The 15,074-nt window shown below is 55.8% G+C and carries 13 protein-coding genes; 4 read left to right on the top strand and 9 right to left on the bottom strand.

Going from position 1 to position 15,074, the window contains the following annotated elements:
- Positions 1 to 71 precede the first annotated feature (71 nt).
- From DSD30_RS17355 to DSD30_RS17320, 8 genes are all read right to left on the bottom strand, one after another.
- Positions 72 to 1,127 (bottom strand): aldose epimerase family protein, encoded by a 1,056-nt coding sequence (locus DSD30_RS17355; protein ID WP_114010996.1) that lies wholly within the window; start codon positions 1,125 to 1,127, stop codon positions 72 to 74.
- Between the two features lie 96 nt (positions 1,128 to 1,223).
- Positions 1,224 to 2,969 carry a dihydroxyacetone kinase subunit DhaL gene (gene dhaL, locus DSD30_RS17350; protein WP_114010995.1) on the bottom strand — a complete coding sequence of 582 codons (1,746 nt, stop codon included), beginning with the start codon at positions 2,967 to 2,969 and terminating at the stop codon, positions 1,224 to 1,226.
- A gap of 1 nt (position 2,970) precedes the next feature.
- Positions 2,971 to 3,771 (bottom strand): sugar phosphate isomerase/epimerase family protein, encoded by an 801-nt coding sequence (locus DSD30_RS17345; protein WP_114010994.1) that lies wholly within the window; start codon positions 3,769 to 3,771, stop codon positions 2,971 to 2,973.
- 214 nt (positions 3,772 to 3,985) lie between these two features.
- Entirely contained in the window at positions 3,986 to 5,524 is a 1,539-nt protein-coding gene (locus DSD30_RS17340; RefSeq protein ID WP_114011136.1) for a tripartite tricarboxylate transporter permease, read from the bottom strand.
- 10 nt (positions 5,525 to 5,534) lie between these two features.
- On the bottom strand, positions 5,535 to 6,389 hold the full coding sequence (locus tag DSD30_RS17335) for a tripartite tricarboxylate transporter TctB family protein (RefSeq protein ID WP_157967757.1): 855 nt from the start codon (positions 6,387 to 6,389) through the stop codon (positions 5,535 to 5,537).
- A 223-nt stretch (positions 6,390 to 6,612) separates the two neighbouring features.
- Positions 6,613 to 7,626: a Bug family tripartite tricarboxylate transporter substrate binding protein gene (locus DSD30_RS17330; RefSeq protein ID WP_245418527.1), complete on the bottom strand. Its 1,014-nt coding sequence runs from the start codon at positions 7,624 to 7,626 to the stop codon at positions 6,613 to 6,615.
- 84 nt (positions 7,627 to 7,710) lie between these two features.
- Positions 7,711 to 8,679, bottom strand: coding sequence for a sugar phosphate isomerase/epimerase family protein (locus DSD30_RS17325; RefSeq protein WP_157967756.1), 969 nt, complete (start codon positions 8,677 to 8,679; stop codon positions 7,711 to 7,713).
- A gap of 681 nt (positions 8,680 to 9,360) precedes the next feature.
- A complete protein-coding gene (locus DSD30_RS17320; RefSeq protein WP_245418526.1) occupies positions 9,361 to 10,407 on the bottom strand; it encodes a LacI family DNA-binding transcriptional regulator in 1,047 nt (348 codons plus the stop codon).
- A gap of 135 nt (positions 10,408 to 10,542) precedes the next feature.
- On the opposite strand from DSD30_RS17320, the gene DSD30_RS17315 reads away from it, so the two are divergent.
- The 4 genes from DSD30_RS17315 to DSD30_RS17300 are packed head-to-tail and all read left to right on the top strand — an operon-like array spanning position 10,543 to position 13,927.
- On the top strand, positions 10,543 to 11,577 hold the full coding sequence (locus tag DSD30_RS17315; protein WP_198663017.1) for a TRAP transporter substrate-binding protein: 1,035 nt from the start codon (positions 10,543 to 10,545) through the stop codon (positions 11,575 to 11,577).
- 40 nt (positions 11,578 to 11,617) lie between these two features.
- A complete protein-coding gene (locus DSD30_RS17310) occupies positions 11,618 to 12,100 on the top strand; it encodes a TRAP transporter small permease (RefSeq protein ID WP_198663016.1) in 483 nt (160 codons plus the stop codon).
- Positions 12,097 to 13,374, top strand: a complete 1,278-nt coding sequence (locus DSD30_RS17305; RefSeq protein ID WP_114010989.1) for a TRAP transporter large permease — start codon at positions 12,097 to 12,099, stop codon at positions 13,372 to 13,374. Before DSD30_RS17310 ends, DSD30_RS17305 begins: the two co-directional genes overlap by 4 nt.
- Positions 13,375 to 13,384: 10 nt before the next feature.
- Entirely contained in the window at positions 13,385 to 13,927 is a 543-nt protein-coding gene (locus tag DSD30_RS17300) for a VOC family protein (RefSeq protein ID WP_114010988.1), read from the top strand.
- 130 nt (positions 13,928 to 14,057) lie between these two features.
- Here the strand turns inward: DSD30_RS17300 and pdxA are convergent, their stop codons facing one another.
- Positions 14,058 to 15,029: a 4-hydroxythreonine-4-phosphate dehydrogenase PdxA gene (gene pdxA, locus DSD30_RS17295; protein ID WP_114010987.1), complete on the bottom strand. Its 972-nt coding sequence runs from the start codon at positions 15,027 to 15,029 to the stop codon at positions 14,058 to 14,060.
- Positions 15,030 to 15,074 lie beyond the last annotated feature (45 nt).

The raw sequence follows: 15,074 nt of genomic DNA, 5'->3' as shown, positions 1-15,074 counted from the left end.
GTCTGGCTATGTCTTACGATTTGGGTGCAAAACTGATGATCGAATGGGCTGGCGCTTGCCCTATCCCGTTCCTAGGCTCTGTTGCCGGGAGAAAACTGATATTCAATGCGATGCTGGTAGCGCGTGTTCTGATCGATCAGTCGAGCGGGAAAGGCGGGCTGGTTGATGGCATTGACATAGCCTTTGGGCTCCAGACACAGGCCGGAAAAGGGAGGATAGATCGCCCCGTCCTTGCCCCTGACCCCATCCAGATTGTGCCCATTGTAGAAATGCAGGGTCAGCTCGTTTGACCATATTTCTAGCGCCCGGCCACCGGCTTCGAGCCGTGCCATGCGCCGGGTGGCGATCGGTTGCGATGTCAGCGAGCGATCCGGAATGTAGGAGTGATTGAAAGCCAGACCCTGGTCCACCATTTCGCGCAGCGAATATCGGCCATCAAGGGCGAGCCCCATGTCCGAGAGGGGAAGCAGGCGACCGGTGGGCACGCGATCTGCGCCTTGCTCCAGACCATGATCGGCAAAGATATCCAGCCGGTGATCTGCAATCGACCCTGTGTCATGGCCCAGAAGATTGAAATAGCTGTGGGCGGTCAGGTTGATTGGCGTGAGGCCGTCGGCTGCAGCCTCAAAGGTCAGCGACAGGCAATTGTCATTGTCTAGGTGATAGCGCGCTGTCACGTCAACCGAATGGGGAAATCCTTCTTCCCCGTCGCCATCCAACAGCCCCAGGGTGATGGCGACGCTATCGGCCATTTCTTGCGATGATAGAAGGCGCCAGACCCGGCGATGATAGCCAAATCGGCCACCATGCACACAGTGTCGCGCCTCATGGGCATTGGCATCAACCCGGACTGTCTCGCCATTCAGGCGGAACTGTGCTCCTTCGACGCGATTGGCCACCCGCCCGATCAGCGCGCCAAAATAATGCCGGTCTCGCACATAGGATGGCAGATCATCAAAGCCGAGCACAATGTCGGCAATGTCCCCCTTGTTATCAGGCACCAGAAGGGAGGTGATGATACCGCCAAGCTCGAGGATCTCCACCGACATGCCATGGTCGTTTTCCAGCCTTATCTTGCGCACCGGCTGATTGTAGAAATGGCCGAAACCGTCACATGCGATCTTCATGATAAGCTCTTTGCGGAAGCCACGGGCAAGTATTGCCCAAAGGGTCGTATCAACTCCCTGATGGGGGCATCAGGGAGCTGATTGCGGGGACAGGCATCACGTCGCCTGACGGATTGATTGCGTCAGGGCGACCAGCATCAGGTGGGCGGATGCCGCGCCGGGATCCATATGACCAATGGATCTTGCGCCCAGCTTCTTGGAGCGTCCGCGTTTGCTTTCAATCCCGGCTGTGTAATCGCGTCCTTCCTTTGCCCCTTTGCAGGCGGCTTCCAGACATGCCATTAGATCGCCGCCATTGCGCAGCGCTGTTTGCGCCTGCGCAACCGCCGGGATCCAAGCGTCGATCATCGTCTTGTCACCGGCAGCCGCCCCACCGCGCGACAGAATGCCCGTGCTGATGCCTTCGATCCAGGCCACCATGCCGGTGGCATCCAGATTCAATCGATCCTCGACCTTCACCGCAGCCGCTTTGAAGGCACTGGCATAAAGAGGCCCGGTGGATGCGCCCACCGCGTTCAGAAACGCCCGTGCCATCCGGTTGGAAATGTCGGTGATCGTCTCGTCGCCACTGTCCGCAAGGGCCTGCTTGACGGCAGTCCAGCCGATATCCATGGTAACGCCATGGTCTCCGTCGCCAATCACCCCGTCGAGCTTTGACAGCCAGTCGCGATTTTCAGCTATGGCAGCCGCTACGGACAGCATAGCATCGCGGAAAATAACCGGGGTGACCGGGCCCTTGGTGATCAGCTTGGACCGATCAATCGCGGTGGACCCGGCTACGGCTTCAGACGCTCTTGGGGTGTGTTTGCCTTGTGGGGCCAAAGGTCCGGCAACGGTCAGGCAAGGGGCCTGACACGGAGCGGAAAGCAGGCTTTTCAACTCGTCATCCATCTTCATCAAAGAGATCGATGCACCAGCCATTTCGAGCGAGGTGGCATATTCACCGACCCAGCTGCGATAGATCGAAATACCCAGCTCTTCAAGACGCTTGGCAACCCGGCGATGAAGGATGAAGAGCTCCAACTGACCCGTTGCGCCCAGTCCATTGACCAGAACCGAAACGCTATCGCCGCGTTCGAGTTGCATCTCGGCAAGGATGGTGTCGAGCAATTCGTCGGTGACCGCATCGGCCTTTTTGAGTTTGCCGCGCCGCATGCCCGGCTCGCCATGGACCCCCATGCCGATTTCCATTTCATCATGGCCGATGTCGAAATTGGGCTTGCCAGTCTGGGGCAGGGAGCAGGCGGTCAACGCCACGCCCATCGAGCGGGTGTTGGCGAGGGCATGCCGTCCGATGGCCTCGCATGCCTCAAGGTTGCGGCCTTGTTCAGCGGCGGCTCCTGCCACCTTGAAGACAAAAAAGTTGCCTGCGACGCCGCGCCGCTCTTGCATCCGGTCAGCGGGGGCGCTGGCAACGTCATCATGGATCGCGATGGAGCGTGCAGGGATGCCGCTGGCCTCGCATTCCTCAACGGCCATGTCAAAGTTGAGAACATCGCCGGTATAGTTGCCATAAAGGAACAAGACACCCGCTCCCCCATCCACGGCTCTGGCTGCATCCATGATATGGTCCGGGCTTGGGGAGGCAAAGACATTGCCCACCGCCGCCGCATCGGCCAGACCGCGTCCCACATAGCCTGCAAACATCGGCTCATGGCCTGAGCCACCACCGACAACGATGCCAACCTTGTCATCGCGCGGACCGTTGATGGCCACCACGGCACGTCCGGTCGCGCCTTCCACACGCAGCCTGTCGGGATAGGCCAGTATCATGCCTTCAATGGCTTCGGCGATAATGCCTTCAGGCTCATTGATGAGTTTCTTCGTCCTGATATCGCTCATGTCATCGTCCTCCTAAAACCTTCTTGGCTTCCGCCACCGTCTGGTCGAGCCACTGCCGTTCGCTGGCTGCCATGTCATAGGGCAGCCAGTGTTCCAGCAGCACGCTCATGTCGGGATCGCAATGGGACAATTGGTCAAGAATCCATGCAATGGGCGCTCGCCCCTGTCCAAGCGGCACCCCTTGAATGGTGAAGCCCACGCCGTGCTCATCCGGGATGATGACATAATCCTTGAGGTGAAAATTGATGGTGTAGGGCGCCAGCAGCTGGACGGTCTCCTCTGGCCATTCGCCCGCACAGATGGAATTGGCGACGTCGAGGCAGACCCCGAGGGTGTCGTCATTGGCCACCTCCAGAACCTCAACCATCCTTGGCGAGGGAAAGTTGAAGTGATTTTCAATCGCAATGCGGATCCCGGCCTTGCGTGCGGTATCCAGCAAAGGCCGCATCTGGTCCACAAGATCAGACACCGGCATCTTCGCGTCATCGGCATCCAGCGCGACACGCATGATGCGGGCATGGAGGCGTTGGCCAATCGCCAGATAGCGTTCGATTTCCTCCGCATGGAAACTCTGGGTTCCCAGTTCAAGCGCGATGCCTTTTTGCTGGGCTTGCTCATAGAGGCGATGGTGCTCTGCCTCGCTGAGGCGGTCCAGGGGCATGTTGTCGGCATATTGGACAACGCCCAGTCCGTACTCACTCGCAGCTTGCAGAACATCAAAGGCTGTCATGGGGTGTGTGGGAACGCGGTCCTTGATCCCGATTGACCAGCGGAAGGCATAGCTACCAAGTCCAAGTTTCACTGGTATCTCCTGTTTCTAAGCCTGCTTTTTGCAGCAGCTGTCAAACCATCTCAGGCATGGTTTGAGGATTGCATCTGTCTTTGTTCCGCCTGACGCAGGCCGCATGGAGCCTGTGCCGTTCCGAAAGGACGGTGCGCTGACGGCTTTTCAAGGTTTGGATAGGAAGAGTGCCTTCACACGCTCTTCCTTGGGGTGCGGCTTGTTCCTTTGAAGGTCAGGCTGCTCCCTTGCGCGACAAGATCGACTTCAATGCTCCGAACAGAGACCGGATTGCCTTGTTGACGAACGGGATCTGACTGCAAACGATGCTGAGAATGATCAGCACCAGAATGAGCGAGATGGGGCGCTGAACCAGTGGCCAGAGGCTGCCATCCGTCGTCTTCAGTCCGGTTCTGAGGGCCGTGTCGGCCATCGGGCCAAGAATGACCCCAATCACCAAAGGTGCGATGGGAAGCTGAAGCTTGATGAAGAAGTAGGAGATGATGCCGATGATGCCCATCAGATACAGGTTGAAGACATGCAGACCGAGTGCGAAGGAGCCAATCACACAAAGCACAGCAATCAGTGGCATGAACAGGGATTGCGGCACGCGCAGGATGTGAATGACCTGTTTGGACAGGATCATGCCGCAGATGAACATTGCAATGCCTGCTGCAAACAGGATGGCGGTGACCTGTGGCACAAAATCGGGATTCTGCTTGAGCAGCATGGGGCCGGGGGCCACATTGTGCAGCATCAGGGCGCCCAGCAGCATGACCGCTGGCGGAGAGCCGGGGATGCCGAGGCTCAAAAGCGGGATCATCGCCCCACCGACGCAGGCCTGATTGGCAACCGAGGTGGAAATCACGCCTTCCGGTGCGCCTTTGCCGAACTTTTCAGGTTCCTTGCTGCTTTTGCGGGAAAAACCATAGGCCACCCATGCGGCGATATCCTCGCCGATGCCGGGCACCGCGCCAATGCCGACCCCGGTCAGGGCGGAGGTGATGATGTTGCGGCCATTCTTGAGCATTGTGCTGAAATCTGGCAACAGTCGACCCAGCTTCGTGCCGCTCATGTTGCCCAGTTTGAGCTTGGATTCCAGAACCATCATGATTTGCGGAATGCCGAAGGCTCCGATCAGCACCGGCACCACGTCAATGCCATTGTCCAGATCATGCATGCCAAAGGTAAAGCGCGGATACATCTGGATGTGATCCTGACCAATGGTTGACAGCCAGATTCCGAACAGGCCGGCGATCCAGCCCTTGATGGCCAGATCCGGGGAGGTCAGGCTGCCTGAAATCAGAATGCCGAACAGGGCCAGCAGGAAATACTCGTATGAGGTGAATTGCAGGGCGACCTGTGCGATCATCGGGGAGAGCAGGGCCACAAAGACCATTCCCGTCAGAGAGCCGATCAGGGATGAAGTCGTGGCAAGGCCAAAGGCGCGCCCCGCTTGCCCTTGCCGGGCCATCGGATAGCCATCCATTGCAGTTGCTGCGGAGGCGGCGGTGCCGGGAATGTTGATCAGGATCGCGGTATACATGCCGCCATAGACCCCGCCGACATAAATGGCGAGCAGCGCCACGAGGGCGGTCTCATGGTCAAGGCCATAGGTCAGAGTCGTCAGCAGGGCGACGCCCAAAGTCGCCGTCAGGCCCGGCATGGCGCCAAAGACAATACCCAGAAAGGTGCTGCCGATCAGAATGAGCAGCAAGGTTGGCGACAGGAATATATCCAACAGAGTCGCGCCGAAAATCGGTAGAATATCCATCAGAACCTCCTCAGAATGCATTCTCTAGCGCATCAAGCTGATCAGCGGAGAGATTGCCATCCTCGACTTCTTTGACCGGCGCGAGATAGGTGTAATAGGTGTGGTTGAAGACCTGTTCGACGACCAGCCCTTCCTTTGGCATCGGCACCAGCAGGAAATAGCGGAAGGCAGGCACCAGAATGGAGGGAAACAGCAGCGCCACCAGAATGACGGTGCGCACCTTGCGGCTCGCGGCCCCTTTGCTCTGGTGTGCATAGTGGGCGAGCATCAGGATGAGCAGCAGGGCGGCGGCGACCAGAATGAAGTCCGTCGCATAGTCATACTGCGCGTTAATCACCTTATCGAGGCCACTGAAAAAGACAGTCAGGCAAAGCAGGATGATGCCGTAATAGACGGCAATCAGTTTGCGCGAAAGCTTGTCGTCTTCCAGATAATAGAGGCTGATATAGAAGAGCAGGAAAACAAAGGAGCCCAGAAAGAAGTCGAACCAGGTGATAAAGACGAAAATGTAGCTCAGGATACCGCCGCCTGACAGAAGGAAGCCGGTCGGATTGACATCGGCAAAATGCTGCTGGAACAGCTTGCGGCCCCCTTCTCTGGCACTTTTGAGGAAAACCGTGATCCCCGCCAGAAAAAGGCAACAGCCAATGAAGAGCGGCAACAGGCCCGGTGATTCATACCAGACAGTGGTCACCCCGCCGACATTGCCCGAAAAGGGCATGGTCAGCGAATTGGCAATGACAAAGATGGAAAAAATGAGAACGACGATTGAAAACACGAAGTCCCAACCGATCAACCGCTCTGCTTCCAGTTTCTCCTGCTCGCTCGGATTGAGCTCAGGCGAAGTCTCGCTTGGATTGGACATGATCATCTCCCCGCCAGTATTTCATCTGGTCCTTGCCGCTTGATGGTCTGCGGCTGCACACATCGTTCCCAATGCCAATAGCATGGCTGGCTGTGTGAGGCATGTGTGCCAGAGAAGGGTGCGGGTCTTAAGGTTGCTCTGTGCTTCTTCCTGTGAGGGAAAAAGGTCTGGCTTGAAAGTGGACAGAGGCGCTCGGCGCACCTCTGCCCTTCTTGGGGGGGGACTATTCCGGTTTTGGAATGCCCAAGGTAGAGGGATCCACTTTTGCTGCGCCGAGTTCCCAGAGGGTCCAGGAGAAAAGGGATTCAAGGCGTGTCATTTTCTTGTTGGCTTCAGCGCCAAAGGCACCAACCAGTTCATAGTGGTTTTCAGCTGCGAATTTTTTGACTTCATCGCTGCCGATGGCCGAAATGAAGGCCTTGGCAATGGTTTTCTTCACGTCTGTTGGCACTTCCTTGCGCACGGCAAAGCCGATGGCCTGAGAGATTGGCAGATGCTTCTTCAGGGACGGATAGGCTTCCAGAGCGGACGGAATGACCATGTCACCCAGCGCGTAGGGTTTTTCTGTGAGGGTCCCCAGAGGGCGGAAGTCTCCGGACTGGATCAGCTGGTTCTGCTCGGCAACAGTGGTGATGACCACATCGATTTCACCGCTCAGGGCCGCATTCTGACTGGCAGAGGATCCAGGATAAGGGATGAAGTTCATTTCCCCTTCGATGCCTTTTTCAAAGGCCAGCACGTTGATGTGGTGCAGGGAGCCGGCGCCACCGGCACCGACGCGGACCTTGCCCGGATTTTCCTTGATGAAGGCAACGAGTTCATCAAGGCTCTTCCAAGGGGTGTTTTTGCCAACGGAGACAATGTCGGGGGAGCTTGTCGCGATGAAGAAATCGAACACGTCGACGCGCTTGTCCCAGCCGCCCATGACTGCGGCCGTCGTATTGGATTCGGAAAGACCGATCAGGGTGTAGCCATCCGGTTTGGCTGCAAAGCCTTCCAAGAGGCCGACAGACCCGGACACCCCGCCGGTTTTGTTGACGACATTGATGTTGGTGCCGATATATTTCGACATGGCGGCGGTGATGACGCGGTTGGTCACATCGGTGCCCCCGCCTGCCGACCAAGTTACCACATCGGTGATGTTGCGGCTTGGGAAATTCTCTGCGGCAAGCGCAGAGCCTGCTGCCCACGTCGCGGCTGCGATGACTAGTCCGGTAAATAGGGTCTTAGATTTCACTGTATCCTCCCTGGTTGACAGTGTTGGATTGACTTTAGACTTCTCTGTTTCCTTCCCGCCTTTACATGGCGCAAAGTGAAGGGTTCAAAGTTTGAGGAAACCACTTTCCAGCTCGGCCCAGACGTCCATATATTCCTTCTTCTTCAAAAGCTCTTCGAAGGTGGACATGCCGATGGCATCAATGCGAGCGGAGATCTTGTTGGTGATGCGGACATTGGCTGCGAACATCTTGGCGATGTCGACGCGGGTCGGGGACGCGTCCGAGGTCAGCCAGTCCTGATATTTGTATTTCTTGAGATAATAGACGAACTCGATGTAGCTCATCAGGTTGCGACTGCCGCAGAAGAAGTCCCAGTCCCATTTGCCATCATTGTCGTTGATATGCACGTAGGTCGGGATGCTCTCCGCATGGAGCAGGGCCAGTTCTTCGGCCGGGTTGTTGTCGCCATAAAGCGAATGGCCATAATCCATCGTCACGCCGATCGATTGGACACCCATCCGCTTGATCAGAACAATGGTCTTGGCAGCATTTTCGAGATAGCAGCGTCCGCGCACTTCATTGGGCTTGTATTCAATGAAAAGCGGAATGTGCGGCTTGTAGCTGCCTGCTTCGGCAAAGGTGTCGAGCAGGTGGTTCCAGATCTCTCCATAGTCGGCCTGAAAATGAAACTCATAGCCATCGCTCAAGGGGCAACAGGTGACCTTGTCGGCGCCCAGTGCTTCGGCAAAATCCTTCGCTTCCTTGATGAACTGCACGGCGCGAGCCCGAATAGCGGCATCGGGGGAGGTGAGGCCGCCCGATTTGAACTCTTCTTCCGCTTTCACATTGACGTTGATTGCAGCGAGCTTGACGTCATATTTTTTCAGCAGTGCGGAAACCTCGTCGATGGTTTCAAAGTTCACTTCATAAGGATAGATGAGCTCAGCGCCGGTCATCCCGTCAATTTGCCGCAACAGCTTGAATTTCTCTTCAAGGGTGAGCGGAGAATTATAGTCGGCAAACCGGTCTTTGGTTTGCCCGAGGAAGGGGGTAATCACCGCATGTTTGAACATGTCTGAGTCCTTTGCTACGCACAGTCTTGGGCGCCGGTGCGCGAGAAAAGCCCTCAAGATGGAACCATCAGAGGATGATCTACGCGTCGGTGCGTTCATTGAGAGAAGCAAAGAGGAATGCAGACAAAGTTATACCGTTTGCACGCCAGCCATTCAGCCGGGCACATGGTCAATCCTCCCAGATCTCCCTGAAATGATGTGAAGGGTCTGCATCTGCGGTCCAGTCGATGCCGCACTGTTTCAGATCGCTTTCCAAGACGATCGGTGCGGGTTCGCAGATGGAGAAACCATCATTTGTTGTCATGATTGTGAGATTGATGGCAGAGAATTTCAAACAAATTCATTTCTCAAAATCATGAAATGAATTCATCTAAATTGTTAGAAATGCAGCTAGGATAGATTTCCAGATAGGCGTGAAAATGACTGGCTATCAAAAGGATCTTTTTTTAGTTGTTTGAAATATATATATAAATTATTGGGACAAGAAAAAACAGTCTTCTAATTGGCGTGCCGAGAGGCGTGCTTGGTGAGCGTATGCTCCACTTCAGTTTATCTGCAAATTAAGCCAGTCTAACGAGATGATTAAGATTTAGTGCTGAATTTTTCATGCAAAAACTGCGCAATGCATCTGTCAGTTGCGCGATGGGGGTGCAAAACCTGCCCCTGCCATCGCTCGCAGGTCTAGGGACAGTTCATCGGCATCAGATTTTCCCTCAGAAAAATGTCCATCTTCACGGCGTGACGCGTCTGGCTGTCTTTGGTGTCGGTGACAAGTTGCAAGGCGGTTTCAAATATGGAGACGGGATCGGAATCAATCACCGCATCCATTGTTCCGTCAACCAGCATCCGGCGGGTGTCTTTGGTCAGGCCATGCCCAATGAAGACGAGATCGTCTCTTTGCTTCTCGGCAATGGCGCGGGCAATGCCGTCGGACGATCCTCCGACATTGTAAATCCCAACCAAATCTGGCGTGTTGTCGATCATGGAAACCGAGTGGTGATAGTTTTCCGCGGCATTGTCGTGGCCTTCTCGCATGCCGATTACCGTCAGGCCCGGGAACATCTCTTCCATCAGGGCATGAAACCCGGCGACACGCTCGGAATGGGCCCGATAGTTTCGGCTGCCCGCCAGCATGGCGACGCTGCCCACTTCGGTCCGGCAGAACCGACCCATCAACAAACCGGCAGTCCGTCCGGCCATCTGGTTTTCCAGTCCGACATAGGCGCTGCGCGCGGGGTGCGGTACATCCGAGATGATGGTGACGATTCGCGTGCCTTTCGAGGTGATGTCTTCAATCGCTGCCCGCACCGTGGGATGATCGATCGCCATGAAGATGATGCCGTCTGCCCATGCGGCGTGATGACGCAATGCGGCGGCCAGTGCGTTGGCATCAAAGCTCTCGATGAAGAAGCAACGCAGCGATACGGTGTCCTGATTTGGCTTGGCGGCGCGCTCGTGTACTTTTTCGCCAAGCAACCGCAAATAGGGATTTGTGCCAGCGGGAAGAAGCACCGCGACATTCATCGGTCTGGTGCCGGACAGAGAGGTGAACTCGTCTTTCGTAATGAAACCAAGCTCAAGGGCGACATCCAAAACCCGCTGTAGCGTCCGGGGCTTAACGCCTTTGCGTCGATTGAGAGCCCGGTCGACGGTTGCAAGGGAGACCTGAGCCCGCTCGGCCACTTCAGCCATGCCGACGAACTTTTTCTTGTTTGATCCTTCAGACACATCAAAACCCATCATTAAATGAAGTTTGACTTGAAGTTGACCAACTCTCACACTCAACGTCAAGCCAATTGTTTGAAAGCTTTACAGTTGGTATGAGGGAAAGAAGTACCTCAAAAGGCATCATGGGAGGTGATCATGACTTACAGAAATTCGAAGAAACGTCCGAATGGTTGGACACGGCGGATGGCGCTGACTTTGGGTGTCGCTGCCGGGATCATGGCAATGGCTCCGATTGGCGCGGATGCGCAATCGCTGACCTTGCGCTATGGCCACAATAACGAGCCAGCCTCTGTCGCTGGGGCGCAGGCTGATTGGTTCGCCGAAGCCCTTCAGAAAGCATCTGGCGGTGATATCGCGGTTCAGGTCTTTCCGGCCTCGCAGTTGGGCAAATTGCAGGAACTGGCTGAAGCGGTTTCCATCGGCACCATTGCATTTTCGCATAACACGGCAGGCGGCATCGGCTCGCTCTATGAACCCTTTGCTGCACTCGACACGCCTTATCTTTATCGGGACATCGATCACTTGATGAAAGTGACGGATGTGGATTCTCCTGTCATGCAGGAGTTGAACAAGGGGCTGATCGAAGCCGCCAATGTTCGGGTCATCTATGCGCACTATTTCGGGCGCAGAAATCTGACTGCCAACCTGCCTGTGAAGTCACCTGCGGATCTTGCCGGGGTGAAGGTGCGCGCTGTGCCATTCCCGATCTATACCACCGCCGTTGAAGGCATGGGCGCCGTTGCTATTCCTGTCGATTGGTCTGAAGTGCCGACTGCTCTGGCAACCGGTGTTGCGCAGGGGCAGGAAAACCCGGTCAATGTTGTGCTGTCCGTCAAACTGTATGATGTGCAGAGCCATTTGATGCTGACGGGCCACATGTCCAACGCCGAAGTCGTGGTCATGAACGAAGATGCCTGGCAGAGCCTGAGCGACGAGCAGAAGGCTGCTGTGAAGCAGGCCGCTGAAGAAACTCGTCAGAAGGCTACCAAGGCCATTCAGGACAAGGAAGAGGAAGAAACCCAAGCCCTGCGTGATCTGGGTATGACTGTCATCGGTCCTGATGAAGGGCTCGACCTTGAAGCCTTCCGGTCTTCGGTTCAGAAGCTTGTGCAAGAGCGCTTTGGCGAGAAGTATGGCGATCTGTACAAGAAAATCGCAGCGGTCAAATAACGCCATGCTTGCGAATGTCACAACAAAGGGCCGTGTCTTCATGACACGGCTCAATCAGACAGGCCTTTGGGCAGGTGTGGGGCTTTTGGCGCTTCTTGCCAGTCTGATTGTCGTTCAGGTCGTTGCCAGGAACTTTTTTGACAAAGGGCTTCCCTGGGCCGATGAACTGGCACGTTTTTGCAGCTTCTCTCTGGTTTTCCTCTGCGTTCCGCTTCTTGCGCTGCGGCGTTCGATGGTGTCGGTTACCCTGTTGCAGGAAATGGTTGGCGAGCGGGTCAAGCGCTTGCTGCACCTGTTGAGCGAGCTGGCATTGCTGGCCTTTGCGGGCTTCATGCTGTGGGGCTTCGCGGCCTATCTGCCTCGTGCGGGCAAGTTTCTGACCCCGGCGATGGGGATGCCCAACTGGTGGTTCTACAGCCTTGCTCTTGTCGGCACGATCATGTTGGCCCTGACTGTCATTCTGCTGATTGTTGAAACCCTGTCGGGCACGGCGCCCATACCACCAGAAGAGACTGAATTATGAGCCTTACGCTTCTTCTCCTCTTTCTTGGTTTGCTGATCGTTGGCGCCCCGGTTGCGGCGGCGCTTGGTTTGTCAGCCGCCTTGATGGTGTATCTCAATAACCTTCCGATCAGCGTTCTGGCGCAACGCGCCGTCAATTCGCTTGACAGCTCTCCTCTGCTGGCTGTCCCCTTGTTCATTCTGGCGGCGAACCTGCTGAACAGCATGGGGGTGACGGCCCATCTGTTTGATCTCGTTCGCATGATCCTTGGCCGGATCCGCGGGGCGATTGCTCAGGTTGGAGTGCTTGTTTCCCTCGTCTTTTCCGGCATTTCCGGTGCGGCTCTGGCTGATATCGGCGCGATTGGTGCCATCCAGATTGGCCAGATGAAGACGCAGGGCTACCGTGAGGACTTTGCGGCTGGATTGACGATTGCCGCAGCGACGATCGGCCCGATCTTTCCACCTTCCATCCCGATCATCATCTATGCCAGCGTTGCCAACGTTTCGGCGGTCAAGCTGCTGCTCGCAGGCATCGTGCCAGCCTTGCTGCTAACGGCGCTGCTGATGGTCCAGATCGGTATCATGGCGCGGATTTACAATTTGCCGCGCGACACGGTCAAACCAACCAAAAAGGCGGTTGCGTCGAAGTTCGTCTTTTCCTTCCCGGCCTTGCTTGCGCCTGTGTTGCTGGTCGGCGGACTGCTCAGTGGCTATTTCGGCCCCACAGAAGTGGCCGGGATCACAGTCGCCTATGCCGTTGTGATCGGCATTTTCATCTACCGCACCCTGACGTGGAAAAAGATGCTCGACTGTCTGCGTGAAACGGTGGAGGCCACGGCCAATATCCTAATGATCGTTGCGGCCGCAGCCCTGTTTGCATGGGTTCTGACCCTTGATCAGGTTCCCATGAAGGCTTCTGCTCTTCTGCTGGGCATCACGGACAATCCGTTCCTGTTGTTGTTGCTGGTCAATATTCTTCTGCTGGTCGTTGGCATGATCCTGGAATCCATCGCGGCCATCCTGATCATTGCGCCAATCATCGCTCCCGCTCTGGTATCCGCCGGTGTTGATCCGCTGCAATTGGGCATCGTTTTCGTTCTCAATCTGATGATCGGTCTGCTGACGCCACCGGTGGGCATGAGCCTTTATATGGTGGCGATCATCACCAAAATGCCGGTCGCCAATGTCATCCGAGGTGTGATGCCATTCTTCCTGCCGCTGTTGATGTCGTTGATTTTGGTATCCGCAATCCCTGAGCTGTCTAACTGGCTCCCAAGTGTAATGATTAAGTAAGGAGGGTCGCATGACTAAGCATATTGGACCAATTCGTCAGCTCGGATTCGTCGTCGACGATATCGAGGCCGAAATGGAATATTGGTCAAGCGTGATGGGTGTCGGGCCGTGGTTCTATAATCCTCGCGTGCCGATTGAGGACTATCAGTTCGACGGTGAGCATCACGAGGTCCACAATTCCGTCGCCTTGGCCAATGATGGCTATATTCAGGTGGAACTGATCCAGACGCGTAACGATGCACCGTCGATGTATCGTGACTTCAAGGAACGGCAACTGCGCGGGCTTCAGCATGTTGCCTACTGGACGCAGAATTTCGATGAAGATCTTCAGGGTATGCTGGATGCGGGTTTCACCGTGAAGATGAGCGGCAAAGTAGGCGCCGATGGTCGGTTCGTCTATTTTGAGCAGGAAAGCCATCCCGGAACGGTGATCGAGCTGTCCGAGGTTCTTGGTCCCAAGGGTCGCATGTTCGACCTGATCCGGGAAACCAGTGAAGGGTGGGATGGCAAGACAGATCCTGTCCGGCCATTTCCTGATCTGACGCAAATCTAATGTAACATTTTTATGTTATAAGTTACCTGATAATTGATAAATTATACGGTCCCCACACAAGAAAACCCGCTGAGAACAGTTTCAGCGGGTTTTTTGTGGTGTTGTTTTTTTGATGTGTGGGCCTATGGGGCTATTTCAGAGGTTTCATCCGGCGGGCCATGGTGATGGCAGCCTGCATGTTTTCCGGGTTTGCAATCCCTTGCCACGCGATGTCGAATGCCGTTCCATGATCCACCGAGGTGCGGAGGATGGGGAGGCCGGCGGTGATGTTGACGCATTCATGACCGCCAATCAGCTTGGCGGGAATGTGGCCCTGATCGTGATATTGGGCGACGACAATGTCGTATTTGCCGGCAATTGCCTGCTCGAAAACCAGGTCGCCGGGAATGGGGCCGAACGCCTCGATGCCTTCTGCGCGCGCGGCGGCAACGGCCGGGACAACATAGTCGTCATCCTCTGACCCATAGTGGCCATTTTCACCGCAATGGGGGTTGATGCCGGCAATGGCAACGCGCGGGGTGGCGATCCCTGTTGTCTTCACATGCTCGTTGGCCACGCGGATCGTCTCCAGCACCGTATCTTTTGTGCAGTATTTGGCTGCATCTGCCAAAGAAACATGGGTAGAAACATGAATGACGGAAAGCTTGGGTCCTGCGAGAACGGCGAAGTTCTTTTTAACGCCGGTGAACAACTTCAGCAGACCGGCGTGGCCGCTGAGATTGTATCCGGCTTCACGTAAGGCGGTTTTGTGCAGGGATGCGGTGCAAACGACATCGATCTCTCCGGCGAGGGCCAGCTCCACGGCTTTCTTCACGCACCGGCAGGCAGCTTCGCCCGCATCTGGCTGAATTTCACCGGGGCGGATCTGTGCGGCGTTGGGGGCGTCGACCTGCAAAAATGGCACATCGCCATCTGCTGGTTTTTCTTCGCAAGAGAACTGAAAGTCACTTTTGATCAGATCTCTTGCGCGGTCCATGAAAAGCCGGTCGCCGATGACCAGCACGCCAGAGCGCTCCTCTGGGGTCATTGCGCTTAGTGCTTTGCAGATGACTTCGGGGCCTATGCCTGACGGATCGCCCATTGTGATTCCGATTCTATTCATAGCGACCAACTCCTTTGTGTCTTGCTGCCATGATGCGTCCTTTTG

The sequence above is a fragment of the Cohaesibacter intestini genome (genome assembly GCF_003324485.1).
In the GTDB taxonomy this organism is placed as follows: Bacteria; Pseudomonadota; Alphaproteobacteria; order Rhizobiales; family Cohaesibacteraceae; genus Cohaesibacter; species Cohaesibacter intestini.
This window is presented reverse-complemented; position numbering and strand designations above follow the sequence as displayed.

What these genes read in the sequence shown, in the direction of transcription:
- DSD30_RS17355 (WP_114010996.1), bottom strand. Translation starts at nt 1,127, where the DNA reads ATGAAGATCGCATGTGACGGTTTCGGCCATTTCTACAATCAGCCGGTG.
- dhaL (WP_114010995.1), bottom strand. Translation starts at nt 2,969, where the DNA reads ATGAGCGATATCAGGACGAAGAAACTCATCAATGAGCCTGAAGGCATT.
- DSD30_RS17340 (WP_114011136.1), bottom strand. Translation starts at nt 5,524, where the DNA reads ATGGATATTCTACCGATTTTCGGCGCGACTCTGTTGGATATATTCCTG.
- DSD30_RS17335 (WP_157967757.1), bottom strand. Translation starts at nt 6,389, where the DNA reads ATGTCCAATCCAAGCGAGACTTCGCCTGAGCTCAATCCGAGCGAGCAG.
- DSD30_RS17325 (WP_157967756.1), bottom strand. Translation starts at nt 8,679, where the DNA reads ATGTTCAAACATGCGGTGATTACCCCCTTCCTCGGGCAAACCAAAGAC.
- DSD30_RS17315 (WP_198663017.1), top strand. Translation starts at nt 10,543, where the DNA reads ATGACTTACAGAAATTCGAAGAAACGTCCGAATGGTTGGACACGGCGG.
- DSD30_RS17310 (WP_198663016.1), top strand. Translation starts at nt 11,618, where the DNA reads ATGACACGGCTCAATCAGACAGGCCTTTGGGCAGGTGTGGGGCTTTTG.
- DSD30_RS17305 (WP_114010989.1), top strand. Translation starts at nt 12,097, where the DNA reads ATGAGCCTTACGCTTCTTCTCCTCTTTCTTGGTTTGCTGATCGTTGGC.
- DSD30_RS17300 (WP_114010988.1), top strand. Translation starts at nt 13,385, where the DNA reads ATGACTAAGCATATTGGACCAATTCGTCAGCTCGGATTCGTCGTCGAC.
- pdxA (WP_114010987.1), bottom strand. Translation starts at nt 15,029, where the DNA reads ATGAATAGAATCGGAATCACAATGGGCGATCCGTCAGGCATAGGCCCC.